General features: G+C 67.0%; 24 protein-coding genes and 2 tRNA genes. 10 read left to right on the top strand and 16 right to left on the bottom strand.

Features of this window, described 5'->3' with window-relative positions; translation table 11 throughout:
- Window positions 1-113: 113 nt before the first annotated feature.
- Both AB0H00_RS30530 and AB0H00_RS30525 read right to left on the bottom strand, forming a co-directional pair.
- Window positions 114-1,007, bottom strand: a complete 894-nt coding sequence (locus AB0H00_RS30530; RefSeq protein WP_357273105.1) for an ROK family protein — start codon at window positions 1,005-1,007, stop codon at window positions 114-116.
- A 53-nt stretch (window positions 1,008-1,060) separates the two neighbouring features.
- Window positions 1,061-1,513, bottom strand: coding sequence for a hypothetical protein (locus tag AB0H00_RS30525; protein ID WP_357273103.1), 453 nt, complete (start codon window positions 1,511-1,513; stop codon window positions 1,061-1,063).
- Window positions 1,514-1,781: 268 nt separating this feature from the next.
- Between AB0H00_RS30525 and AB0H00_RS30520 the strand changes: the two genes are divergently transcribed.
- A complete protein-coding gene (locus AB0H00_RS30520) occupies window positions 1,782-2,552 on the top strand; it encodes a MerR family transcriptional regulator (RefSeq protein WP_357273100.1) in 771 nt (256 codons plus the stop codon).
- Between the two features lie 936 nt (window positions 2,553-3,488).
- Here the strand turns inward: AB0H00_RS30520 and AB0H00_RS30515 are convergent.
- A tRNA-Pro gene (locus AB0H00_RS30515) sits at window positions 3,489-3,565 on the bottom strand.
- A 44-nt stretch (window positions 3,566-3,609) separates the two neighbouring features.
- Window positions 3,610-3,683, bottom strand: a tRNA-Gly gene (locus AB0H00_RS30510).
- 237 nt (window positions 3,684-3,920) lie between these two features.
- Here AB0H00_RS30510 and AB0H00_RS30505 point away from each other — a divergent pair.
- The gene (locus AB0H00_RS30505) at window positions 3,921-4,436 is read left to right on the top strand and encodes an excalibur calcium-binding domain-containing protein (RefSeq protein ID WP_357273098.1); all 516 of its coding nucleotides are present in this window, start codon (window positions 3,921-3,923) and stop codon (window positions 4,434-4,436) included.
- A gap of 382 nt (window positions 4,437-4,818) precedes the next feature.
- The gene (locus tag AB0H00_RS30500; RefSeq protein ID WP_357273096.1) at window positions 4,819-5,769 is read left to right on the top strand and encodes a GGDEF domain-containing protein; all 951 of its coding nucleotides are present in this window, start codon (window positions 4,819-4,821) and stop codon (window positions 5,767-5,769) included.
- Between the two features lie 47 nt (window positions 5,770-5,816).
- On the opposite strand, the gene AB0H00_RS30495 is transcribed toward AB0H00_RS30500, so the two are convergent.
- On the bottom strand, window positions 5,817-6,629 hold the full coding sequence (locus AB0H00_RS30495) for a DNA-formamidopyrimidine glycosylase family protein (protein WP_357273094.1): 813 nt from the start codon (window positions 6,627-6,629) through the stop codon (window positions 5,817-5,819).
- A gap of 18 nt (window positions 6,630-6,647) precedes the next feature.
- Entirely contained in the window at window positions 6,648-7,121 is a 474-nt protein-coding gene (locus AB0H00_RS30490; protein ID WP_357273092.1) for a ribose-5-phosphate isomerase, read from the bottom strand.
- 430 nt (window positions 7,122-7,551) lie between these two features.
- On the opposite strand from AB0H00_RS30490, the gene AB0H00_RS30485 reads away from it, so the two are divergent.
- Entirely contained in the window at window positions 7,552-8,349 is a 798-nt protein-coding gene (locus AB0H00_RS30485) for a M48 family metallopeptidase (protein WP_357273124.1), read from the top strand.
- Window positions 8,350-8,463: 114 nt separating this feature from the next.
- Here AB0H00_RS30485 and AB0H00_RS30480 read toward each other — a convergent pair whose 3' ends face one another.
- Window positions 8,464-9,108 carry a disulfide bond formation protein DsbA gene (locus AB0H00_RS30480; RefSeq protein WP_357273089.1) on the bottom strand — a complete coding sequence of 215 codons (645 nt, stop codon included), beginning with the start codon at window positions 9,106-9,108 and terminating at the stop codon, window positions 8,464-8,466.
- A gap of 180 nt (window positions 9,109-9,288) precedes the next feature.
- On the opposite strand from AB0H00_RS30480, the gene AB0H00_RS30475 reads away from it, so the two are divergent.
- The 4 genes from AB0H00_RS30475 to AB0H00_RS30460 all read left to right on the top strand — a co-directional run bounded on the left by AB0H00_RS30475 (window position 9,289) and on the right by AB0H00_RS30460 (window position 12,952).
- Entirely contained in the window at window positions 9,289-10,521 is a 1,233-nt protein-coding gene (locus AB0H00_RS30475) for an FAD-dependent oxidoreductase (RefSeq protein WP_357273087.1), read from the top strand.
- A gap of 112 nt (window positions 10,522-10,633) precedes the next feature.
- On the top strand, window positions 10,634-11,035 hold the full coding sequence (locus AB0H00_RS30470; protein WP_357273085.1) for a YciI family protein: 402 nt from the start codon (window positions 10,634-10,636) through the stop codon (window positions 11,033-11,035).
- Entirely contained in the window at window positions 11,032-12,306 is a 1,275-nt protein-coding gene (locus tag AB0H00_RS30465) for a DUF6596 domain-containing protein (protein WP_357273083.1), read from the top strand. The genes AB0H00_RS30470 and AB0H00_RS30465 overlap by 4 nt, the downstream gene beginning before the upstream one ends.
- Before the next feature lie 163 nt (window positions 12,307-12,469).
- Entirely contained in the window at window positions 12,470-12,952 is a 483-nt protein-coding gene (locus tag AB0H00_RS30460; RefSeq protein WP_357273081.1) for an NUDIX domain-containing protein, read from the top strand.
- A 7-nt stretch (window positions 12,953-12,959) separates the two neighbouring features.
- Here AB0H00_RS30460 and AB0H00_RS30455 read toward each other — a convergent pair whose 3' ends face one another.
- Window positions 12,960-13,796, bottom strand: coding sequence for a phosphoribosylaminoimidazolesuccinocarboxamide synthase (locus AB0H00_RS30455; protein WP_357273080.1), 837 nt, complete (start codon window positions 13,794-13,796; stop codon window positions 12,960-12,962).
- Window positions 13,793-13,918, bottom strand: a complete 126-nt coding sequence (locus AB0H00_RS30450) for a hypothetical protein (RefSeq protein WP_357273078.1) — start codon at window positions 13,916-13,918, stop codon at window positions 13,793-13,795. Before AB0H00_RS30450 ends, AB0H00_RS30455 begins: the two co-directional genes overlap by 4 nt.
- A gap of 97 nt (window positions 13,919-14,015) precedes the next feature.
- Here AB0H00_RS30450 and pepN point away from each other — a divergent pair, with 97 nt between their 5' ends.
- Entirely contained in the window at window positions 14,016-16,598 is a 2,583-nt protein-coding gene (gene pepN, locus AB0H00_RS30445; protein ID WP_357273075.1) for an aminopeptidase N, read from the top strand.
- A 269-nt stretch (window positions 16,599-16,867) separates the two neighbouring features.
- Here pepN and AB0H00_RS30440 read toward each other — a convergent pair whose 3' ends face one another.
- The 4 genes from AB0H00_RS30440 to AB0H00_RS30425 all read right to left on the bottom strand — a co-directional run bounded on the left by AB0H00_RS30440 (window position 16,868) and on the right by AB0H00_RS30425 (window position 19,949).
- Window positions 16,868-17,332: a DUF5130 domain-containing protein gene (locus AB0H00_RS30440; protein ID WP_357273073.1), complete on the bottom strand. Its 465-nt coding sequence runs from the start codon at window positions 17,330-17,332 to the stop codon at window positions 16,868-16,870.
- A complete protein-coding gene (locus tag AB0H00_RS30435; RefSeq protein ID WP_357273071.1) occupies window positions 17,319-17,600 on the bottom strand; it encodes a hypothetical protein in 282 nt (93 codons plus the stop codon). Before AB0H00_RS30435 ends, AB0H00_RS30440 begins: the two co-directional genes overlap by 14 nt.
- A 120-nt stretch (window positions 17,601-17,720) precedes the next feature.
- Window positions 17,721-19,316: a glycoside hydrolase family 13 protein gene (locus AB0H00_RS30430; protein WP_357273122.1), complete on the bottom strand. Its 1,596-nt coding sequence runs from the start codon at window positions 19,314-19,316 to the stop codon at window positions 17,721-17,723.
- Window positions 19,317-19,544: 228 nt separating this feature from the next.
- The gene (locus tag AB0H00_RS30425) at window positions 19,545-19,949 is read right to left on the bottom strand and encodes a globin (RefSeq protein WP_357273069.1); all 405 of its coding nucleotides are present in this window, start codon (window positions 19,947-19,949) and stop codon (window positions 19,545-19,547) included.
- Window positions 19,950-20,170: 221 nt separating this feature from the next.
- On the opposite strand from AB0H00_RS30425, the gene AB0H00_RS30420 reads away from it, so the two are divergent.
- Window positions 20,171-20,875 (top strand): HNH endonuclease, encoded by a 705-nt coding sequence (locus tag AB0H00_RS30420; protein WP_357273067.1) that lies wholly within the window; start codon window positions 20,171-20,173, stop codon window positions 20,873-20,875.
- Window positions 20,876-21,001: 126 nt separating this feature from the next.
- Here the strand turns inward: AB0H00_RS30420 and AB0H00_RS30415 are convergent, their stop codons facing one another.
- From AB0H00_RS30415 to AB0H00_RS30405, 3 genes are all read right to left on the bottom strand, one after another.
- A complete protein-coding gene (locus AB0H00_RS30415; RefSeq protein WP_357273064.1) occupies window positions 21,002-21,667 on the bottom strand; it encodes a hypothetical protein in 666 nt (221 codons plus the stop codon).
- Between the two features lie 48 nt (window positions 21,668-21,715).
- Window positions 21,716-22,147 (bottom strand): thioesterase family protein, encoded by a 432-nt coding sequence (locus AB0H00_RS30410; RefSeq protein ID WP_357273120.1) that lies wholly within the window; start codon window positions 22,145-22,147, stop codon window positions 21,716-21,718.
- 29 nt (window positions 22,148-22,176) lie between these two features.
- On the bottom strand, window positions 22,177-23,973 hold a 1,797-nt coding region (locus AB0H00_RS30405), incomplete at its 5' end, for an NAD-glutamate dehydrogenase domain-containing protein (RefSeq protein ID WP_357273062.1).

Genomic DNA, 23,973 nt, shown 5'->3' with positions numbered 1-23,973 from the left:
CGACGGCACATCGAGCGCTATCCCCGGCCGATTCCCCCGCTTTCACGCAGCTAACCCCAACGAGCGTCCGAACCTCTTCTCTCGCAGAGTATTACGTTGCCGGCATGCCCAAGTCACCCGCCCTGCGCGGACACCGCGAGCACACCGGCACCGGCAAGCAGCGCGACTTCGCCGAGTTGAGAGGGAACAACACGCAGTCCAGGCAGGAAGCTCAGTCTGGCGTGCGTGGCGACCGCTTCGCCCAGCGGTTTCCACAGCGCGGGACCAGCTTCGGCCAGCGAGCCGCCGAGCACGACCAGGTCCAGGTCGAGCAGCGCGGCCACCGACGCGACCGCTCGGCCGAGCGCCGTGCCCGCCCGGCCCAGCGCAGCCGCGGGGATGTCCTCGCCCACGCGGGCGGCCTCTACGAGCTCCGAGACCGAGTTGCCCGCCCAGCCCTGCTCGCGGGCCCAGCGCACAGCCGACAGACCACCGGCAACTGCTTCCAAGCAGCCGCGTCCGCCGCAGAGGCAGCGATCGTCGAAACCAGGGACCAGGACGTGACCGACATGTCCCGCATTACCGGTCCGCCCGACGACCACGAATCCGCCGACCAAGACCCCGCCGCTGATGTGGTGAGACAGCGTGACAACCAGCGCGTCCATCACATTGCGTGTGGCACCGAGATTTCGTTCGGCCAGCGCCAGGCATACACCGTCCAGCGCGAGCTGGACCGAAGCCTTGGGAAACAACTTTCGCGCGGCCTCGGCGATGCCGAAACCCGTACGCCACTCGGGAACTTCCGAGGGTGCGACCACTCCGGCTGCCATGTCGATCGGTCCGGCCGAGGCGATGCCGAGGCCAGTGACCTCGGCGCCGCCCGCGACCTCGAGCAACAGTTCTCGACACCGGTCCCACGCGCCGACCGAGGGGACCGGAATCTGCCGGATGTCATCGACGCCGACCTCGGCGCCGACCCGACTCGCCGCGAACCTCGATGAACCGATCTCCAATGCCAACACTGTCATGAGTTACGCACCACCAAGAAGAGATCCGACGTCGAGAGGTCCACGCAGCATAGTCACAGGCCGTCGGTTCCGGTCGGTTTCAGTGGTTGTCCGAGCACGATGTGCCGACGGGGTGCGGGGAGAGTGGATACAGTGCGCAGCGGTCGAGGGCCGTTGCGGATGATGCGCATTGGGCGCTTGTGGTCGATCGGGGCGGCGCGGTGCCGGTCCAGGTTCTCGATGACGCTGCCGGAATTGTCATAGGCGATGCCCGCCCAGATCATCGCGCGGGGACCGTCGCCTCGGGCGGTAAGCGTCTGGGCCAGCTGGCTGCACTGAACGAAGAGGGGGCAGTTCTGGCAGGTTCGGACCGCCGCTCGCCAGGCATCCGGAGTTCCGGTGTCCATATCCCAATTGTCGGGCACGTCGGCACAGGGTGGCCGCTGGTTCGACTTTGCCGGAATCGACGAGATCTTTGCTCCTGCAAGGGATCCCGTGTCCATCGGAAGGGTTCGCGTAATGCTCATAGCCATCTCCGGGGATGCCGAGGGCACGCCTGATACAGGTGCGTGTCCCATGGATCGGACGGTCATCGGGGCTGCTCGACAGTCCCCGGAATACCAGCCGCGATAAGCTGGTCTATGCACGGTAGCCCACTGTTGCCCAGGGCACAACCTCTTGTCCCGCTACGTAACGGCTCATTGACCTCGCAGCAACACCCAGCTACGGTTTCTAACGGCCCGTTATCAAACGGACCATTTTCCACGGGGGCCCGACTATGGTTTCCTTTTAAACATGGCTGCAGACTCTGAATTCACGATCGACGAACTGGCACGGGCAGCCGACACCACCGTGCGCAGCGTCCGCGTGTACCACGAGCGAGGGCTTCTGCCTTCGCCGGAAGTACGCGGGCGGATCGGGTACTACGGGTCGGACCACCTCAACCGGCTGCAGACCATCAGCCGTCTGCTGGGGCGGGGTATGAAGCTGAACGGCATCAGGGAGCTGCTCGAAGCCTGGGACCGCGGCGACGGGCTTGCAGAGGTCCTCGGCGTGAAGGAGGCGAACGGCGCCGGACCGGAGTCGGAGGCCACCACCGAGCCTGACGACGACTACGCAGAGCTGCCGGAGTACGCCAAGCAGGCACTGGCCGCCAGCGAGGATCCGCTCGAGGCGTACCGAGTCACCAACCCGCGTTGCTGTGATCTGGCCACCCGGCTCAACGACACCGGATTGCCGGTGCAGGACACCTTCCACTTGGTCGAACGGCTGAGAGCTGATTGCGACCGCATCGCCGACCGTTTCGCCACCGAGTTGTTCTACCGCTTGGCGGGACAGGCGTATGAGGAATCCCCCCGCACGCCGCGAGATCGCACCAAGCTGGAGACCGACCTGGCGATCGCCCGTTTGATCGTGACCCGGGCGGCCTCCGAACTGATCGACCAGGCGTTCGCTCGACACTCCGAGCTGCCACCGCCCAAGCTGCCCAGTCCGTCCCCGCTGTCCAGCGTGCCCACAGTGCCGTCGCCGCCGGTGCCCGGCCCGCAGCCCGCGGTCGACCGTTGACGATGTAGCGGTTCCCCTCTCTCCTTGACGAGTCGCGTTTCAAGCGGCCGAGTATGACGAGGTTCTTCCGGCCGTAGTCCCGGACCGACGCGCCACCGGGTCGTCCGGACTCATGATCAGCGCGGCCGCCGCCATCTTCCCAGGCGACGATTCTCGCACCCACTCGCGGCCACGGCTGGGACGAACACGTCCGCTCGATCCGAATGAAGGCGGGCACGAACATCCGATATACGTACGTTAGGTCTCGTTCCACGTTGAATACCTACGTAGACAGACTTGTTCGCGTCTTTGAAATCTGTTCACTAGTTGCGACAACCGAATGCTCACAGCGCACAGCCTTGTTCGGTGAACAATGGCTGGCAAATCGACAAACGACCCTTGCGTATCACCGATGCTGAAGTGTTGCCGAGCGACACAGAGCCTCCGGCTCGGCGCGGGAGGCCAGTGATCCAACGCTCCTCCAGATCGATATTCGCGTCGGTTATGGCATGACGAACTCGCCTCGCGCACTTACGTATACCGATCCCTTGGTTGTGGACGCCGAAGCGGTGTCCATCAGGCTCGGAGGGTGAGTAGACCACCGAGTGGATCACCGCGTCGGCTCATCAAGAAGCCGAGTCCGGGTCGCGTGAGCGTAACGGCCTCACACCAGCCGGTTGTCTACTCCAGGTGACGGCGACTCAGGTGCCGGATACCGTGCTTCAGCAGAAAGGCCGTCGGGGGTTCGGGAATGGAGTGGAGCCAGCTCCACCCATCTTTCAGCCACCCACAACCACCCCCCGGAGGTGATCCGCGCCGCCGGAGTCGCCGGCTCCGATCCATCACCGGGCAACACGAGCCGGTCGCTTGCCGGAACTCCTGCGACGCAGGCTCCATGACAATCCCTCGACGGAGCAGTTGCGGCCGAGGCAATCGCACCGTCGAGATTTCCAATTATGGTCGGGGTGACAGGATTTGAACCTGCGACCCTCCGCTCCCAAAGCGGATGCGCTACCAAGCTGCGCTACACCCCGTTGCCCTCGCGACGGTCCGGCCGCCGACGAGGATGAATGCTCCGTGGAGCGGGTGACGGGAATCGAACCCGCACCATCAGCTTGGAAGGCTGAGGTTCTACCATTGAACTACACCCGCAGGCATACGACACCGATGGGATCGCCACGATGTCGTGTGCGACCCGACTCTACCGAACCCTCCTTCCTAAAAGCCAATCAGTCCCCCGCACAGCGAATTCTCGCTGGTTTGGGCTGACCGGCCTGCCTCCCGATGCCGCCGGCATGCCAGAGGACCGGCGGGAGCACGCGCGGCGAAATTTAAAGGAAGCATTTCCTCGAAAGTCTGGCGTCTCGGGTACCGGACGGTGAAACATGGATGAGGCGTGACGACTCCCGTCAGGGGAGCCGTAGCCCAACAGCGGTCACCGGTCACGCCAGGAATGCCGCGCAAGAGGGGTTTCCGATGGGGACCGCACGACTCGCCGTAACAGTTTGCATGCTAGGCACGTTGCTCAGCGCCGGGTGCGGTGCCGACAACAGATCGGAGCAACGGCCACCGAACACGACACCGTTGCGCACACCGTCGGCTACCCGCACGGCAACCACCGCACCACAGGTCAACACGCCGGCACCACGGGAGACGACCCTCCTGCCGACCACCCAGGCATTCGCGCCGCGGATCGCCGAGCCGCCACCGCGGCCACCGACGGCGGAATCGCGACCGGCGGCTGCGGTGACACCACCCGCTCCCGCAGTCCCGCCCGCAGGCAGCGTTCGCTATTCGAGCTGCGCCGACGCGAAAGAGGCAGGCACAGCGCCGCTGCACCGAGGCGAGCTCGGCTACAGCTCGAGACTGGATAGGGACGGCGATGGCGTCGCGTGCGAGAACTGATTCCTGTGGGACCGACAGTGGCCCGTCAGCCCGGACCGGGACCGACACCCGTGCGCCACCCGCTGCCAGCGTGTCGCCCGCGCGTCGGAGAGCGATTTCGCAGCGAACGAATTGAGGTGTAACACCTCACCGATGGAAGCGATCACATACCTGATCACCTTTCGCGAGGGATCGAGAACACGTTGCAAAACTGGGCGTTTCGATGCCGATTGGCTTGCTAGGATCCTTTTTGCCGGACGGGGGTATCTGGAAAGGGGGCGGTGAGCGTGCGCCGAACCAGGTGGACACAACCGCGTAGCAGTGAGAACGATCGGGGTGGCGCCGGCGCCCGTGCCAGAATTGGGCACCTGAGTACCGACGTCATCCACACCGGGTGAGTTCGATGTCGACGAATATCGAGCCCCCGGTAGCCACCATGGCCCGAGCATGGGCCCGTGCGGTGTGCGCCGAGCCCGGTTCGGGCGCGGCCCCCGAACAGCTGGAGCCGGTACTGATCGAGATCGTCGAGCGACTGCTCACGCTCGCCAGGTCCGAGCCGTTCCCCGTGCTCAAAGCGCGAATGCTCGGGGCCAGGCTCGCCGAGGCGCCTTTCGACCGGATCCGGATGCTCGCGCAGGCATCCAGGTGGCTGCTCGGTTTTCCCTCTGGCGCACCAGGCTCGCTCGTAGCCACCCGCTGGCCGCTCGTGGCCAGTCAGGCCATCGACAGTTACGCGCAGGCGCTGCAGGAGCGGGCACTCGCGCAGCAGGAGCAAAATCTTTCGGCCAAGGTGTCGCTGCGGGTGCAGGAGATCGCCGCGTTGCAGCATCGGCTGCGCCACGAGGCTACACATGACGCGCTTACCGACCTGGCCAACCGGACACTGCTGCAGGACAAGGTACGGCTGATGGCGACCGATCCGACTTGCGGTATCGGGCTGCTGCTGATCGACCTGGATCGGTTCAAACAGATCAACGACGGATACGGCCACGCGATCGGCGACGAGGTGCTGGTCGAGCTGGCCCACCGACTGCGCGAAGCCTGTCCGCCGAACACGGTGATCTGCCGGTACGGCGGTGACGAGTTCGTGCTCGCCATCAACCCGCACCGCAACATGCTCAGCGATCTCGCACACCGGATCGTGGCAGCGCTGCGTGACCCGGTGTGGTCGTCGGCGGGACCGGTTCCGGTGTCGGCGAGCGTCGGCACGGCCTACAACCCGCCGGGCACCCCGTGCGATTTCACCGATCTGCTTCGCCGCGCCGACCGTGCGATGTACGCCGCGAAAACGGCGGGTGGTCGCCGGTTCGCGTTCGCCGACGAGCCGGAGATCAACACGGCCGTCGCGGGCTGACGCGTTCCACAGACCAGCTTTTCCGCCTCGCGATCGGCGCCGTCGGGTCAGCCCGGTTGGCAGGTGGGGCACCAGAAAAGGTTTCGCGCTTCCATGACCTGATGGGCGATCGGCGTGCCGCACAGTCGGCACGGTGCGCCGTGGCGTCGATAGACATAGGTACGCGGACGATCGGGCGAATACGAGGGCTCGCCGTGATCGTGCTCTGGTCGGACCACGACCATCTTTCCGACGCGCACCCCCACGCGCATCAGCGCGCCGAGATCGGCCCACATGGACGCCCACTCGCCGTCCGTCAGGGCGGTGCCGGGCCGATGCGGCGAAACCCGATGCCGGAACAGCAGTTCCGCGCGGTAGACGTTGCCGACTCCGGCGACCACCTGCTGGTCCATCAGCAGAGCGCCGATCGGCCTGCGCGAGCGACGAATACGGTGCCATGCGCGATCCGGGTCGGCGCCACGGCGCAGCGGATCCGGGCCGAGCCGATCGGTGAGCGCGGAAACCTCAGGTGCGAACAGGATCTCGCAGGCGGTCGGCCCGCGTAGGTCGGTGCCGAAGCCGGGCTGTCCCTGCGGCGCCCCGATCATCCGCATCCTGACCTGTCCGACCGGCTCCCCCATCGGCAGCTCGGACTCGCTGAATTTGCCGTAGAGACCCAAATGCACGTGCACAACGAGACCCGAATCGTAATGGTGGAGCAGGTGTTTTCCCCATGCCTCCGCCTTGGTCAGCACCTGACCGTCCACCCGGGCGGCGCCAGCCGCGAATTTGCCCTGCGGGCTGGATACGCGCACCACGCTACCCGCGAGGCGACGCTGATGCAGCCGCGCGAGACGGTGCAGCGTATGTCCTTCCGGCACAGCCGTACCGCGGTGCGCTCAGTACGCGGGGACCGGCGGTGCGACGCCGGTCTTCTCGTATTCGGCGAGGATGTCGATGCGCCGCTGGTGGCGTTCCTCATTCGACCACGGGGTCGCGAGGAACGCGTCAACGATGGCCAGCGCTTCTTCGGTGGAATGCATGCGGCCGCCGATACCGATCAGTTGCGCGTTGTTGTGCTGGCGGGCCAGCTGGGCCGTCTCGACGCTCCAGGCCAGCGCGCAGCGGGCACCGGGCACTTTGTTCGCGGCGATCTGTTCGCCGTTACCGCTGCCGCCGAACACCAGGCCCAGGCTGCCGGGATCGGCCACGGTGCGGCGGGCCGCCTCGACGCAGTAGGCAGGGTAGTCGTCGAGCGCGTCGTACTCGAGCGCGCCGCAGTCCACGATGTCGTAACCCGCCTGCCGCAGGTGAGCCTTGACGTGATTCTTCAGTTCGAAACCGGCATGGTCGGCACCCAGGTATACGCGCATGGCAGGCATTGTGTCAGGCCGCCGCACCAGGCTCACGACAGGGCACACGCCCTCGATCGACACCGCGGTGTGTCTGCACGAATCGACCGCTACGCCAGCTGTGTTCGCGGCCACAGGCCGACAAGTCCGGCGGGCAGCCATATCGGCAACTGGACAGCAACTGAATAGAGTTCATCCCATGCAGCAGCACGAACCCCCACCGCACGACCGAGCCGGACAGCAGGCCGACCCACAGGCCCAGCAGGCAGGGTGGGCGCGGGCTCACGACACGCCCGCCACACCCCCCAGCCAGCCACATCCGGGCTCGTATCCCACCGGCCCATCGGGTTCGTATTCGTCGGTGCCATACCAGCACAACCCTTATCCGAGCGTGCCGATGCCACCGGTTTACCCACCGCAGCGGCAGCCGCGCGGCCTCTCGCCGTTCGGCATGCCTGCCAGACATAACTGGGAGATCCCGATGCTCGTCATCGTGATCGCGCTGACGGTCTTCGCCTATCTGATCGCGCTGCTGCTACTGGCGACCGGCAACTTCGACCAGTACGTTCTCGCGTTCGCGGCCGCGCCGCTGCTGCTGTGGTTGGGCCGCGGCATCAGCTACGCGACCCAGCGGGTGAACGGCGTGAAGATGTCGCCGACCCAATTTCCCGAGGGATATCGGCTCGTGGTGGACGCGGCCGCCCGCTTCGGCATGACGAAAGTGCCGGACGCGTATGTGGTGCTCGGCAACGGCAAGATCAACGCGTTCGCCAGCGGACACGGCTTCCGTCGCTACGTCGTGGTGTACAGCGATCTTTTCGAGATCGGCGGCGCCGCACGCGAACCCGACGCGCTGGCGTTCATCATCGGCCATGAGGTCGGCCACATCGCGGCCGGGCACACCTCCTACTGGCGACAGCTCGGGATGTTCCTGGTGCCATTCCTTCCGATCATCGGAAGCTCGCTGATCCGCGCGCAGGAGTACACCGCCGACAACCACGGCTACTGCAATCGGCACATCGGCGCGCCCGCCGCGATGGGCACGCTGGCCGCGGGCAAGTACATGAACAAGCTGGTCGGCTTCGACGAGATGGCCGACCGGGCGGCATTCGAGAAGGGCTTCTTCGTCTGGGCCGTGAACGCCACGTCCAGCCACCCGGTGCTCACCTGGCGGATGTGGGCGCTGCGCGACCGCAGCAGGCACGGCAAGCTGTTCCTGCGCCCGAACCCGCCGGTGAGCACCGGATAACCTCCGCCCGACGGCTGTCGGAGTTCCTAGGTCAGGTTCCGACCGATGAGTCCGCGGAAGTCCGTCCCATCACCTGTGCGAGGCCCGCGCGCCGCGGCACTCGCACACCGACGCTCAGTCGAACGACGGATCCTCGGTCCGGGTTCGCTTGAGTTCGAAGAAGTGTGGATAGGACGCCAGCGCGACGGCGCCGTCCCAGAGTTTGCCCGCCTCCTCGCCGCGCGGAATGCGGGAAAGGACGGGGCCGAAGAACGCGGTCCCGTTGATGTGGATGGTCGGGGTACCGACGTCCGGTCCCACCTTGTCCATCCCCTCGTGATGACTCCGGCGCAGCGCCTCGTCATAGTCGGTGCTGTCGGCCGCCGCGGCCAGTTCGGCAGGCAGACCGACCTCGGCGAGCGAGTCGGCGATCACCGCGGCAAGGGTCTCCTTGCGGCTCTCCCGCTCGTATTCGGCGCGCCGGTTGTGGATGCGGGTGCCCATCGCGGTGTAGAGCGGCGACAGCACCTTATCGCCGTGCTCCTGCGCCGCGGCGATGGCGACTCGGACCGGGCCCCAGCCGGTGGCGAGCAGCTCCTGATACTGCGGGGGCAGATCTTCTTTGTCCTCGTTGAGCACCGAAAGGCTCATCACGTGGAATCGGGCATCGATGTCCCTGACCTGCTCGACCTCGAGGATCCAGCGGGACGTGATCCAACACCAGGGGCACAGTGGGTCGAACCAGAAATCGGCGACGTCCTTGGTGGCTTTGTCGGTCACGGGTGGATTCCTCTCGATCGGGTCCTGGATGGGCGGCGGGGCATACCCCGTCGCCATACCGACCAACCACGTCGACGCGCGATTCGTTCCCACCCGACACACCGTTTTCCCGAGCTGTCGCGCGGCTGCCAGTAGGGTTGGTCGGCAGGATCCCGGTTCCCTTCCGCGAAGGAGTCCGCTATGAGTTCTGATCAGCGTTTCGTCATCGTCGGCGGCGGGCTGGGCGCGGCCAAAATCGCGGAAGCCTTGCGTGCCAAGGACTTCGACGGAACCGTGACGCTGATAGGAGCCGAGGACCGGCTGCCCTATGAGCGTCCGCCGCTGTCGAAGGAGCACCTCACGGGCAAGAAGGAGCTGAGCGAGTTCACCGTCGCTCCCGCCCAGTGGTACCGCGACCATCATGTCGAAGTCCGGCTCGGCACCACGGTGACCGGGCTCGACACCGCGGCGAAGACGGTCACCCTGCCCGACGGTTCGACAGTGCCCTACGACAAGCTGGCCCTCGCTACCGGCTCCACGCCGCGCACGCTGCCGATTCCCGGGGCGGACGCGCCCAATGTGCACACCCTGCGCACCATCGAAGACTCCGACACCCTGATCGATCTGTTCGGCAGCGCACGCCGGATCGTCATCATCGGCGCGGGCTGGATCGGATTGGAGGTGGCGTCGGCGGCCCGTGCGGCCGACGTACAGGTGACCATTGTCGAGACCGCCGACCTCCCGCTGCTCGCCGCGCTGGGTCCGGAGATGGGCGAGGTGTTCGCCGACCTGCACCGATCGCACGGAGTCGATTTCCGGTTCGGCGCGCAGGTCGCCGAGATCACCACGCAGGACGCCATCACGACCGCGCTCGCCGACGGTGTCCGGCTCGGTGACGGCAGCACGATCGAGGCCGACGCGGTACTGATCGCGGTGGGCGCCCGCCCTAACGTCGAGCTGGCCGCCGAGGCCGGGCTCGCGGTAGACGGCGGTGTGCTCGTCGACGAGCATCTGACCACCAGCGATCCGGACATCGTCGCCGTCGGTGACATCGCCGCGCAGCAGCACCCGGTCCTCGGCACACGCGTCCGGGTGGAGCACTGGGCGAACGCGCTCAACCAGCCCGCGGTCGCGGCCGCGACCATGCTCGGCAAACCAGCCGCCTACGACCGGCTGCCCTACTTCTTCACTGATCAGTACGACCTCGGCATGGAGTACACCGGCTATGCGGCGCCGGGCGGCTACCGCAGGGTCGTCGTGCGCGGCACCCTGGCGGCGCGCGAGTTCGTCGCGTTCTGGCTGGACTCGGACAACCGGGTACTCGCAGGGATGAACGTGAACGTCTGGGATGTGTCCGACCGGATCAAAGAACTGATCCTGTCCGGCGAGCCGGTCGAGCCGGATCGGCTCGCCGACGTGACCATGCCGTTGTGATGTGAATCACTCTCAGAACAACGTCGAATCGGCGCGGCGAGCTCCGACCTTTCCTCGAGCGCTCCAAACGGGCGCTCCGAACGGCCCGGAGCCGGAAAAGAGGAGTCGAACTATGAAGTACATGCTGCTGAAGACCTATGCACCCGCCGCCTACTGCGACACTCCGATAACCGAATGGTCGCCGGAAGAGATCAAGGCGCACATAGACTTCCAGCGCGCACTCGGTGCACAGTTGGCCGAGTCAGGGGAATTGGTCGACGGACAGGGTCTGGCTGGTCCGGCCGAAGCACGAGTGGTCAGCTCGGACGGTCGGTCGGCGCCGGTGGTCACCGACGGGCCGTTTCCGGAGACCAAGGAGTTCCTGGCCGGGTACTGGATCGTCGACGTGGACAGCCCCGACCGGGCCTACGAGATCGCCGCGCAGGCCTCCGCCGCACCCGGCCCCGGCGGCAAACCGATCGGCGAATACATCGAAGTCCGCGCGGTGATGGGCGCTCCCGCCACCGAGCAGTGAGCGACCGGCGTGCGGTGCCCGACGACACACCGCTCCCGGCGAGCACCGAGGACCTGCTGCGCGTACTGGCGCCGCAGGTTCTCGGAGCGCTCGTCCGCCGATTCGGCGATTTCGACACGGCCGAGGACGCACTGCAGGAGGCAATGCTGGCGGCCGCGACACAGTGGCCGTCCGAAGGTCTGCCGGACCATCCACGGGCCTGGCTGATCCAGGTGGCGCAGCGTCGGATGGCCGACGCAGTGCGCGCCGAGGTGGCCCGGCGGCGCAGAGAGAACACCGCCTTCGAACGCGACGTCACCGATGCCGCCCCCGTCGACCACGACGACACGCTCGCGATGCTGTTCCTGTGCTGCCACCCCGCGCTGTCGCCGGCCGGTGCCATCGCGCTGACCCTGCGGGCGGTCGGCGGCCTCAGCACCGAGCAGATCGCGCGCGCCTTTCTGCTGCCGGAAACGACTATGGCGCAACGGATCACGCGGGCGAAGAAGAAGCTGGCCACGTTGGATCGGCCGTTCGCGCGTCCCGGCGGCGCGCAGTGGCACGAGCGGGTCGGCGCGGTCCTGCACGTGCTGTACCTGATCTTCAACGAGGGCCACACCACCAGCTCCGGATCGTCGCTGCACCGCACGGACCTCTCCAGCGAGGCTATCCGGCTGGCCAGGGCGGTGCACCGGCTGCTGCCCGACGACGCCGAGGTCACCGGACTGCTCGCGCTCATGCTGCTCACCGATGCCCGGCGCGCGGCGCGCACCGGCGCGCACGGCGAACTCATCCCGCTGGTCGAACAGCACCGCGCACTGTGGGATCGCGCTCTGATCATCGAGGGGACCACGCTGACCACCGCCACACTGGCCGAGGGTCTGCGCGGGCCCTACCAGATCCAGGCGGTCATCGCCGTGCTGCACGCTCAGGCGGCGCGCGCCGAGGACACCGACTGGCCGATGATCCTCGCGATGTACACCCGCCTCGAACGGCTCTCCGACAACCCCATGGTGACTCTCAACCGCGCGGTGGCCAGCGCAATGGTGTCAGGACCCTCAGCAGGCCTCCAACTCGCCTCGACCCTCGACGAGCGGCTCGCGAGCAATCACCGGCTCGACGCCGTCCGTGGCCATCTCCACGAAATGGCAGGCGATTTCGACGCAGCCATTACCTGCTACACGGCAGCGGCTGCCCGCACCACCAGCTCCTCTGAACGTGACTACCTGACCATCCGCGCCGCCCAGCTGCGCAGGGACGGGCACGCTCAGAACACGACCGGCCGCACCTAGGGATTCGGGGGCGTCCGCCACACGGACGTCCGTGGTACATGCCGGCCGATTTGCCGATCGCTGGTACCGCGGGCGAGCGGCTGTCCAGCCGCAGTTGATACGCGACGCCGACACGGCCGGGCCACGGCAGCCTGTCGATCGAGGCCGAGGCAGACTACCCGATGTGGCACACAAATACAGCGCGGGAGTTCTACTGTTCCGCCGGACCTCCGGCCACGGCGTCGAGGTGTTGCTCGGGCACATGGGCGGCCCGTTCTGGGCGCGAAAAGATGTGGGCGCCTGGTCGATTCCCAAGGGCGAGTACGAGCCGGAGTCCGAAGACGCGCGCACCGCGGCCGGGCGCGAATTCGCCGAGGAACTCGGCCTGCCTGTTCCGCACGGCGAGTGGATACCGCTGGGCGAGGTCCGCTACGGCAGCGGCAAAGGAAAGAAGAGCGTCACCTTCTGGGCCGTCGAGGGCGACCTGGATCCCGCCGACATCGTGCCTGGAACCTTCGAACTGGAGTGGCCGCCGCACTCGGGCACGATCACCGAGTTTCCGGAGATCGACCGCGCCGCGTGGTTCGACCTTGCCACCGCCCGCGACAAGCTCATCGTGGGCCAGCGGCCTTGTCCGGACCGGCTGGCCCAGCACCTGGCGCTCTGACCCGCGGCTACCGCGGCACGCCCGTCCAGGTCCGGCCGGTGATCAGTTCGTAGGCCTCCATGTACTTCTGCCGGGTGGCTCCGACGATGTCGGCCGGGATCTGCGGGCCGGGAGGCTCCTTGTCCCAGCCGGTGGAGGTCGACCAGTCGCGGACGAACTGCTTGTCGAACGAGCGCTGCGGCCTTCCCGGCTGCCACTCGTCGGCGGGCCAGAACCGTGAGGAATCCGAGGTGAGCACCTCGTCGCCGAGAGTGAGAATGTCGCCGTCCCAGCCGAATTCGACCTTGGTGTCGGCGACGATGACGCCACGTTCGGCGGCGTGCGCCGCGCCGCGGGCGTAGATGTGCAGGGTGAGCTCGCGCAGCCGCTCGGCGACCGCGCGCCCCTCCTGGTTCACCACGTCAGCGAATGTGATCGACTCGTCGTGGCCCTGCGACGCTTTGGTGGTCGGCGTGAAGATCGGCTCGGGCAACTTGTCACCCTCACGCAGCCCTGGCGGCAGCGCCACCCCGGACACCGAGCCCGTTCGCCGATACTCGACGAGCCCCGAGCCGGTCAGGTAGCCGCGGGCAATGCATTCGACCTGCACCATCTTCAGCGGCTTGACCCGGATTCCGCGGCCCGCGAACTCGGCGGGCACGTCGGTGGCGGAGACCACGTGATCAGGCACATCGGTGAAGTATTCGAACCACCAGTTCGACAGCTGAGTCAGCAGCGCGCCCTTGTCCGGGATCGGCGTCGGCAACACGACGTCATACACCGAGACCCGGTCGGACGCGACCAGCACCAGGGTATCGCCGTCTTCGTACAGGTCGCGCACCTTCCCGGCGTGCACATGCTTCAACGTCGAGCCTCCGAATCCGTGGGGGTGAACCTGCCCTGCAACAGGCAGGGTACCGCCGCGCCGTTGGCGAAGAAGCCGCGCCGTCCGCCCGCCGCCGTCGTCGACACGCGGGGACGAGCCACGCGGTTAGGGTTGGTGCGGAAAGTCCCGCGCGGGCGGCCGCATCCAGGTGGCATTGTGGGTGCGCCCGTGCCCGTTCTTCGACCACGAAGGAGCCCCATGTCCGCACCCAACCTCACTCGTGACCAGGCGATCGAACGCGCCTCGACGGTATCGGTCGAGAACTATCGAATCGACCTGGATCTCACCGACGGGGCGGACAAACCGGGCGAGCAGACTTTCTTCTCCCGCAGCACCGTGAGCTTCACCGCGCTGGCGGGCGCGAGCACGTTCATCGATATCGTGGCGCGCAATGTGCGCTCGGCGGTGCTCAACGGCAACGCTGTGGACCTCTCCGACTACGACGAGTCGACCGGAATCGCGCTGACCGATCTGGCCGAACACAACGAGCTGGTGGTCGAGGCAGACTGCGAGTACTCGCACACCGGCGAGGGTCTGCACCGGTTCGTCGACCCGGCCGACGGGGCCGTGTACCTGTACTCCCAGTTCGAAACCGCGGATGCCAAGCGGATGTTCGCCTGCTTCGACCAGCCCGATCTGAAGGCAACCTTCGACTTGACGGTCACCGCGCCCACCGACTGGCAGGTCGTCTCCAACGCTGCTGTCGTGCACACCGTCGCGGCCGACCCGGGCAAGCATATCTTCCGCACTACCCCGAAGATGAGCACCTACTTGGTCGCGCTCATCGCGGGCCCGTACGCGCAATGGACCGACGTCTACACCGACGAGCACGGCAGCATACCGCTCGGCATCTACTGCCGTGCCTCGCTGGCGGAGCACATGGACGCCGAGCGCCTGTTCACCGAGACCAAGCAGGGATTCGGGTTCTACCACAGGCACTTCGGCGTCCCCTACGCGTTCGGCAAGTACGACCAGCTGTTCGTGCCGGAGTTCAATGCGGGCGCGATGGAGAACGCGGGCGCGGTGACCTTCTTGGAGGACTACGTCTTCCGCTCCAAGGTGACCCGCGCGTCCTACGAGCGCCGCGCCGAGACCGTGCTGCACGAATTGGCGCACATGTGGTTCGGCGACCTGGTCACCATGAAGTGGTGGGACGACCTGTGGCTGAACGAGTCGTTCGCCACCTTCGCCGCGGTACTGTGCCAGTCCGAGGCCACCGAGTACACCAACGCGTGGACCACCTTCGCGAACGTGGAGAAGTCGTGGGCCTACCGCCAGGACCAGCTGCCCTCCACCCATCCGATCGCCGCGGACATCCCCGATTTGGACGCGGTGGAGGTGAACTTCGACGGCATCACCTACGCGAAGGGCGCCAGCGTCCTGAAGCAGTTGGTCGCCTATGTGGGCCTCGAGCCGTTCCTCGCGGGTCTGCGCACGTACTTCGCCGAACACGCCTACGGCAACGCCACGTTCGACGATCTGCTGGCGGCGTTGGAGAAGGCGTCCGGACGCGACCTGTCCACCTGGGGCGCGCAGTGGCTCAAGACCACCGGACTGAACATCCTGCGCCCGGACTTCGAGGTAGACGCCGAGGGCAGATTCACCTCGTTCGCCGTAGTACAGGACGGCGCGGAGCCAGGCGCGGGTGAACGGCGCGTGCACCGCCTCGCCGTTGGTGTCTACGCCGACCAGGACGGAAAGCTGCTGCGCACCAAGCGCGTCGAAATCGACCTCGACGCCGCCGAGCGCACCGACGTTCCCGAGCTGGTCGGCGTGCCGCGCGGCCAGTTCGTGCTGATCAACGACGACGACCTCACCTACTGCTCGGTCCGGCTGGACGCGGGCTCACTCGACGTCCTCGTCAACCGCATCGCCGACATCGCCGAGCCGCTCCCCCGCACGCTGGCCTGGTCGGCCGCATGGGAAATGACCCGCCAGGCCGAATTCCGCGCCCGCGATTTCGTCGCCCTGGTCCAACGCGGCGTCGGCGACGAGACCGAAATCGGTGTGGTGCAACGACTCCTGATGCAGGCCAACACCACGCTCGGCAGCTACGCCGACCCAGAGTGGGCGGCGACCACCGGGTGGCCGGACTACGCGAACCGGCTGCTGGAGCTGGCCCGCGAGGCGGAGCCGGGCTCGGATCACCAGCTGGCCTTCGTCAATGCGCTGACCGGCGCGAAGCTGTCGGCCTGGCACAGCGAGGTGCTGCGCGAGCTGCTCGACGGCGACCCTGCGAAGGTCGGGCTGCCCGGTCTGGCAGTCGACACCGACCTGCGTTGGCGCATCGTGTCCGCGCTCGCGGCGGCCGGCGAGATCGACGCCGACGGCCTGGATACCCCGGTCATCGACCAGGAACTCGCCGGCGACCCCACCGCGGCGGGCCGGCGCCAGGCCGCCGCGGCGGCTACCGCCCGCCCGATGGCCGCGGTGAAGGAACAGGCGTGGGCGACCGTGATGCACGACGAGTCGCTACCCAACATCACCGCACGCTCCATCGTCGGCGGCTTCGCGCCAGCCGGACAGGGTGACCTGCTCACCCCCTACGTCGAGCGCTACTTCGCGGAGGTGCCTGGCGTCTGGGAGCGCCGCTCCAGCGAGGTCGCCCAGACGGTGGTGGTCGGCCTCTACCCGCATTGGGCGATCAGCGAGGATGCGGTGTCCGTCGCCGACAAGTTCCTCGCGGGCGACCACCCCCCAGCCCTGCGCCGCTTGGTCAGCGAGGGCAAGGCAGGTATCGAACGCTCCCTTCGGGCCCGCGCCGTCGACGCACAGTCATAAACGAAACCGGCGCGTCCACCCGACTGAATGGGTGGACGCGCCGGTTCGACAACAACCACGGACCGCCGGTTCGGCATCAACCGTGAGACTGCGAGTCTTACAGGCGGCGAAGACGCTCCTAAAGGAGACTGCCCGGTCCACATACTCCCAGCTCCAGCGGTTGCCACCGCACGCAACCACGTCGGCCAACTCCCGTTTCCGAGCGCAGCGAGACCAAGCATTCCCCGTTCGCGGCGCCGCAGGCGCTGCAAATTGAACACAGCCAAAAATTACCGCCCGATGGCGGCGGCCATCACCCGCACCGCGGAAACGAGACCGTCGATCAGCTGGCCCTGCCGGATCGAGCTCAGCGCGGCGGTGACGCCGAGCTGGCAGACGCGATCGTTCGCGCGATCGGCGACATCCCGGCCCGAGCGCACCTCGATCGCCTTCTCGTTGGGCGAGACGGCGATCAGCACGGAGCGCGCCGCCTCGGGCGTGGTCGGGAAGAGCGCGTCCGCGCCCGCGGCCGGGTCAGCACCGAGGTCGCCGATGTAGACGTTGAAGCGCACCTTTGTCGCGCGAGTCGCCTCGGTGAGCACGTTGTCCATCGTGAGCCGCTCGTCATCGCGGAACGGGGCTTCTTTGAACACGTCGCCGGCTTCGTGCACGCCGGAGACGCGCCCGCTGCTGGTGACCGCGTATCCGTGCGGCAGGTCGGCCTCGACCACCGCAGGCCACTTAGAACTTGCCACTTGCCCGGCCTCCGATCAGCTCCACCTCGGTGGACTCGATAGCCACATGATGTCCATGCGACGTCTCTGCGTTGTCGTAGTGACCCAAGCCGGTCACCTCATCGGTAGCACTCCACAACACCGGCGGCTGGGTCCACTTCTGACCGAGATCGAAGTGGACCGGCTTCTCACCAGGCAGTGGCTTACCGAGAAACGACAATCCGGCGATCGCACCGTAGATCACCAGCGGGATGCCGACGAAGATCAGCACTGTCTCGAGAATGCTCACGGATCAACGGTAGACGATCGTGTGTAGTAGTTCTTCGTCCGGTCGAACCGTCATGGGTTCGTGTCCCGGTGCAGCGGGTGGGCCAGGCCTTTCGGTCTGCCTTCTGCTGCACGGCGACACTCAGACCAGCCAGGCCGCCGCGTTCGGTGGCAGCTGGCCGCCCTCCGGCAGCGCGCTGGCCAGCAGCACATCTCCCGGCGGCAACGGGATGGGCGCCGCCGAGGCGTTGAGCACGCAGACAAGCCCACCGGGACGGCGGAACGCGAGACAGCCCGGCGGGCTGCCGTACCACTCGATTCGGTCGCCCCCGAATTCAGGTCGCAGAGCGCGGAGTTCGATCGCCGTGCGGTAGAGCGACAGTGTGGAGTCGAGTTTCTCGAGCTGGGCTTCCACGGTCAGTTCGGCCCAGTCGGGCGGGATCGGCAGCCAGGAACTGCCGGTGGTGAATCCGAACGGCGGTCCACTACCCTCCCACGGTACCGGCACCCGGCAGCCGTCGCGGCCGCGTTCGGTGTGGCCGGAGCGTTCCCACACCGGGTCCTGCAGAACCTCGTCGGGCAGGTCCACGTTCGGCAGTCCGAGCTCGGCGCCGTTGTAGATGAACACCGCGCCGGGAAGCGCGAGCTCCACCAGGATCATCGCCCGTGCCCGCGCGATCCCGACCGCGCCGCCGCCGTACCGGGTGACCTCGCGCTCGATGTCGTGGTTGGACAGGGTCCAAGTCGGCGAGGCGAAGACCGGCCCGACGGCGGCCAGCGAGTTGTCGATCGCGTCGCGCACGTGCTCGGCGCTGAACTGGGCCTCGGCGAGACGGAAGTTGAAGGCCAGGTGCAATTCGTCGGCGCGCACGTATTCACCGAAGCGGGTGTTGTCGTTCACCCACACCTCGCCGATGGTCACCGCGTCCGGGTACTCGTCGATCAGCTTGCGGATGCGGCGGTGGATCTCGTGCACGGCGGGATTGTTGAAACGCACGTCGTTGTCGTCGTGCGCGAGCAGTGCGGAGGCGACCTCGGGCAGGTCGGGCAGGCCATCGGGTTTCGCCATGCCGTGTGCGACGTCGAGCCGGAATCCGTCGACACCGCGGTCGAGCCAGAACCGCATGGTCTGCTCGAAATCGGCGGCGACGTCGTCGTTGTCCCAGTTCAGATCCGGCTGTTCGCGCGCGAAGATATGCAGGTACCACTGCCCCGGCGTGCCGTCGGGCTCGGTGACCCTGGTCCAAGCGGGTCCGCCGAAAATGCTCGGCCAGTTGTTCGGCGGCTCGGCGCCGTCGAGCCCACGGCCATCTCGGAAAATGTAGCGTTCCCGTTCCGGACTACCCGGCGCGGCGGCCAGTGCCGCGCGGAACCACGGGTGCTGGTCGCTGGTGTGGTTGGGCACCAGATCCATCGTGACCTTGATTCGACGGGAGTGGGCCGCCGCGATCAGTTCGTCCATCGCGGCGAGACCGCCGAAGAGCTGGTCGATGTCGCGCGGATCGGCTACGTCATAGCCGCCGTCGGCCATCGGCGAACGCATCACCGGGCAGACCCACAGCGCGTCCACGCCCAACAGTTCAAGGTAGCCGAGTTTGTCCCGGACACCGGGGAGATCACCGATCCCGTCACCGCTCGAGTCCGCGAAAGATCGGGGATAAATTTGGTAGAACACGGCCGACCGCCACCACGGCTGGGTGGTGCGATCCACCGGCGCCGCTACGGCTGGTGTATCAATCACGAGTGCAATAGTGCCAAAGTTTCGCGCTGAAGACCTTCGGGCGAACCTGCGTTCTCGCGGGCGGGCGAATAGTCAGCGTTGTTGCGCTGAGCCGGAACCTGATGCTGCCTCACCCCTCAACCGAAACATCCAGGCAACCTTCGGTACGCCAGCGAATTCACCGCCACCGCAAAGCGGTCGGAAACAACACTTGCCAGGATGCCGGCCCGCGCCGGGAACGCGCGGTCAGAACGGGGCGTTCACCAGCGAGTTGGCCGCCATCTCCAAGTAGTCGAGCAGAGCTTTCCTGTGCTCGTCGTCGAGGACATCGGGCTCGATCTCCGCGACCGCGATCCGCATGCACCGCAGCCACGCGTCGCGCTCGATCGGCCCGATGGTGAACGGCATGTGCCGCATGCGCAGGCGCGGATGGCCGCGCTCGTCGGAGTAGGTGCGCGGGCCGCCCCAGTACTGCTCGAGGAACATCCGCAGGCGGCGCTCAGCGGGGCCCAGGTCATCCTCCGGGTAGAGCGGGCGCAGCACCTCGTCGGCCGCCACCTCGCGGTAGAACGCCGCGACGATCCGCCGGAACGTCTCCGCCCCGCCGACCATCTCGTAGAACGACGTCGCTGTGTGCTCGCCCGAAGTCATAGACCCTCTCGATTCGCCGAATGCGCCACAGCCCATTGTGCCCGTACCCTTCGGCCGCCGCGCAGCCGCCGCAACGTCGCGGCTGGATGGCTCTTCAGCCACCGTTAACCAGACATTGTTGAAAATCACCGTGCACTGGCCGACGTTCCATGGTCCACTGGGTGGCAGTCTCTGCTCCGCAGATACCACATGATCCTGCCAATCATGAAATTGAGGTCGAGATGAAGCAGCGGCACAGCGCCCGATCACACGAGGCGCGAGCGCACCGACAACTCCAGCCCGCCGACGTCCACAATCGTGGGTCGGGGGCTACTCCGCTGCACCTCTTGTCCGAACATTGTCCTGCCGGCCATCATGGCCACCACGACCATGCGTCGCACCCCGCCGCACCGCCCACCGAGGGCATGAACTGGCTCAAGACCAGGGTGCTGCTATTGAACGCCACCTACGAACCGCTGACCGCCTTGTCCGCGCGTCGCGCGGTCGTCTTGCTCATCTGCGACAAGGCCGACGCCGTCCATCAGAATGACGAAGGACCGGTGGTCCATTCCGCCGAAGCATCCGTGGCCATTCCCTCGGTCATCCGCCTACGCAACTATGTGCACGTGCCGTACCGGGCCAGGGTGCCGATGACCCGCGCCGCGCTCATGCACCGGGACCGCTATCGGTGTGGCTACTGCGGCGGCAAGGCCGAGACCATCGACCATGTCGTCCCGCGCAGCCGAGGCGGGGAACACTCCTGGGAGAACTGCGTCGCCAGCTGCGCACCGTGCAACCATCGCAAGGCCGACAAGCTGCTGAGCGAGCTGGGCTGGACGTTGCGCTCCCCGCTGGTCTCGCCGAAAGGCCCGCACTGGCGCCTGCTGTCCACCACCACCGAGCTCGACCCGCTGTGGTTGCAGTACCTCGGCGAAGGCGCGGCCTGAGCCTCAGGTTTAGGTGTATTCGACCACCAGGTGTCGTTCGACGGGCGGTCGGCACCGGGGCGACCGCGGTCGCCAGCGCGGCGCAGTGGCCGAGAGCGACGTCAGCTCCAGGCAGCGCGGCAGCAGCTAGCGCGGCAGCAGTGGGATACCGCCGCCGAGGCGGCGGGCGACCGAGCCGTAGCGGGCATCCAGCCGCAGCCAGGTCCGGCTGGCCCGAACCCGAACAATCTCGGCGGGCGGGATGCGGCGCGGATCGACCTTCTCCCCCGAATGCGGAATGAAATCCATGGCGGTGAGCGCGAAGACGACCCGCATGGGCACCTGCACCTGGGTGTCCGCACCGGAAACGGTCAACACGGTCTGATCGAGCAACGACGCAGGCGGGCCGTGACCACTGCCGTGTTCCTTGGCCAGCCGCGCACCCTGCTCGGCGAGATCGACCAGAGTACGCGCGGGCACGTCATCGATGTGTGCGAAGCCGTCGGCGGGCGGCAGCGCACCGCGCCAGGCGGAGTCCATCGAATACCCCAGATCGATCGGACTACTGGTCGTCAGCCCGGCCAGCACCAAGTCGGCGGCGACCGTCACATCGTCGACGCCGAGCTCGGCGACCACGGTGCGCACCGCCAGCGCCTCGAAACCCGTCGCCACCCAGGCCGAGAGGTAGCGCTCCCCACGGCGGCGCAGGCGCACCACCGCCGCTTGGTCCAGCCGGACGGCCCGGGTCAGGAACGTCGCGAGATTCTCCCGCTCCGCTGGATCGGATACGTGCAGCACTCGTTGTTCTGCCATCACGGCTGCTCTACTGCCCCTATTCAGCGATCACCGACGCGCGATCGCTCACTCCATCCACTCGGACAGGTAATCGCGCTCCGAGTCCGTGAGCCGCCGCAGCCGCTGCGCCCGCATGTCGAATGCCGCGATCTGCGTGGACGCGATCACCGCAGGCGCCGAATCAGCCGCCGCGCCGGCGGCGTGCACCTCGTAGCCGATGGTGAAGTCGACCGCGCGCAGCTGCTCGATCCACATGGCGATATCCAGCGGCGTGTCCTCGTGCCGCAGCTGGCCGCGGTAGCGGACCCGCAGGTCTGTGAGCACGCATCCCTCACGCAGCGCAGCGGTCGGGCGACCGTCCTCGAACAGCCATGGAATCCGCGCTTCCTCCAGCAGCGTCACCATACGGGCATGGTTGACGTGCTGGAACACATCCATGTCCGACCACCTGACGTCTACCTTGGTGTGAAAACGCCTGGGCAGCACAATGCTGCCCAGCGCTTTTCCGCCAGCGTGCGACGAACTCGTCAACGTGGTACCTCCGATTGGGCGCCCACCCCACTCACCATGCTCCGCACTTGCCGCGCCGCAACCGACAGCGTGGCGAGATCGTGGGTTCCGGACTCGAACAACTCCGACAGTGCCGCCCTGGCTCGACCGAGCCTGGACTGATTCTTCGACTCCCAGTATGCAATCTTCTCGTCCGCGGTTTCCTCCGGGTCACCGCCGGAGAGCACGTCGAGGGTGAGCGAGCGCAGCGACCCGTACATATCGTCTCGCAGCGCGAGCCGGGCCAGCGAGTGCCAGCGGTCGCCGCGCTCGAGATGGCTGACCGCCTCCAGCAGCCAGTCGATCTTGAGGTGATCGTTGAGCGCGTAGTACAGCGAGCCGACCTCGTCGCCGTCCCGGTCGGTGATGTCGGCGATGTCCACGATGTCCAGCAGCGGGAACAGGGTGAGCAGACCGAAGACCTCGGTGGCCAGGTCGGTCGGGGCGCCGCGTGCGATCAGCTCGGCCGCTTGGTCGGTCAGGCTGGTCACGTGGTGTCCGCGCAGCCAACCCGGCACCTTCGGGGCGAGCTCGCGCACGTCCGTGCTGTACCTGTTGATCTCCGCGCCGACCGCGACCGGCTGCGGCCGGTTGCTCAGGAACCACCGGGACGCCCGGTCCAAGGTGCGCTTGGTCTCGAGTTCGAGCAAGTCACGCACCGAGGTGGGCGCGTCGCATTCCCGGATCCTTGTCCACATGGCATGCAGGTCGAAGATCCCGCTGGCCGCGGCGAACGCGCGCACCGCGTCGGTGGTGGTGGCGCCGATCTCCTCGCTCAACCGGTGCGCGTAGGTGATGCCACCGTAGTCCACCATCTCGTTCACGATCATGGTGGTGACGATCTCCCTGCGCAGCCGGTGTCTCTTGATCGCCGTGCCGAACCTGCCGCGCAACGGCGTCGGGAAGTATGCGGGCAGCCGGGCTGCGAAGTACTGACTGTCGGGCAGGTCGGAGTCGAGCAGATCGGCCTTGAGCGACAACTTCACATGCGCCATCAGGTTGGCCAGCTCCGGCGACGCCAGACCCGCGTCCTCCTCCAGCCTGCGCTTCATCTCCTGATCCGAGGGCAGCGCCTCGAGTTCGCGGTCCAGGCCACGGCGCTCCTCCAGATCCTGAATGAGCCGCGTGTGCACGTGCAGCATCTGCGATGCGTCGGTGCGCGAGAGTCCCATGAGGAAGTTCTGCGCCACATTGTCCCGCAAGACCATCTGTGCGACCTCGTCGGTCATCGAGGCGAGCAGCGGGTTGCGGTCGGCCTCCGGCAGCTCACCGCTGCTGACCACGCCGTCCAGCAGCACCTTGATGTTGACCTCGTGGTCGGAGCAGTCCACGCCCGCCGAGTTGTCCAGCGCGTCGGTATTCATCTTGCCGCCGTTGCGGCAGAACTCGATCCGGCCCAGCGCCGTCGCGCCCAGGTTGCCGCCCTCGCCGATCACCTTGACCCGCAACTGGTTTGCGTTCACCCGCACCGCGTCGTTCGACTTGTCACCCACATCGGCATTGGTTTCGCTGCTCGCCTTGATGTAGGTGCCGATGCCACCGTTCCACAACAGGTCGACCGGGGCGAGCAGGATCGCGCGCACCAGTTCCGGCGGTGACAGCGCCTCGACATCGTCGGCCAGCCCGAGCGCCTTCCTGGCCTGGGGGCTGATCGGCACCGACTTCACGGTGCGGTCCCACACGCCGCCGCCTGGGCTGATCAGCGAAGCGTCGTAATCGGCCCACGAGGAACGCGGAAGCGCGAACATACGCTGACGTTCCTGGAACGAACGGGC

The organism is Nocardia sp. NPDC023852 (genome assembly GCF_040639505.1).
Taxonomy (GTDB): domain Bacteria; phylum Actinomycetota; class Actinomycetes; order Mycobacteriales; family Mycobacteriaceae; genus Nocardia.
The sequence above is the reverse complement of the archived record's forward strand: the minus strand, read 5'-3'. Positions and strand labels throughout refer to the sequence as shown.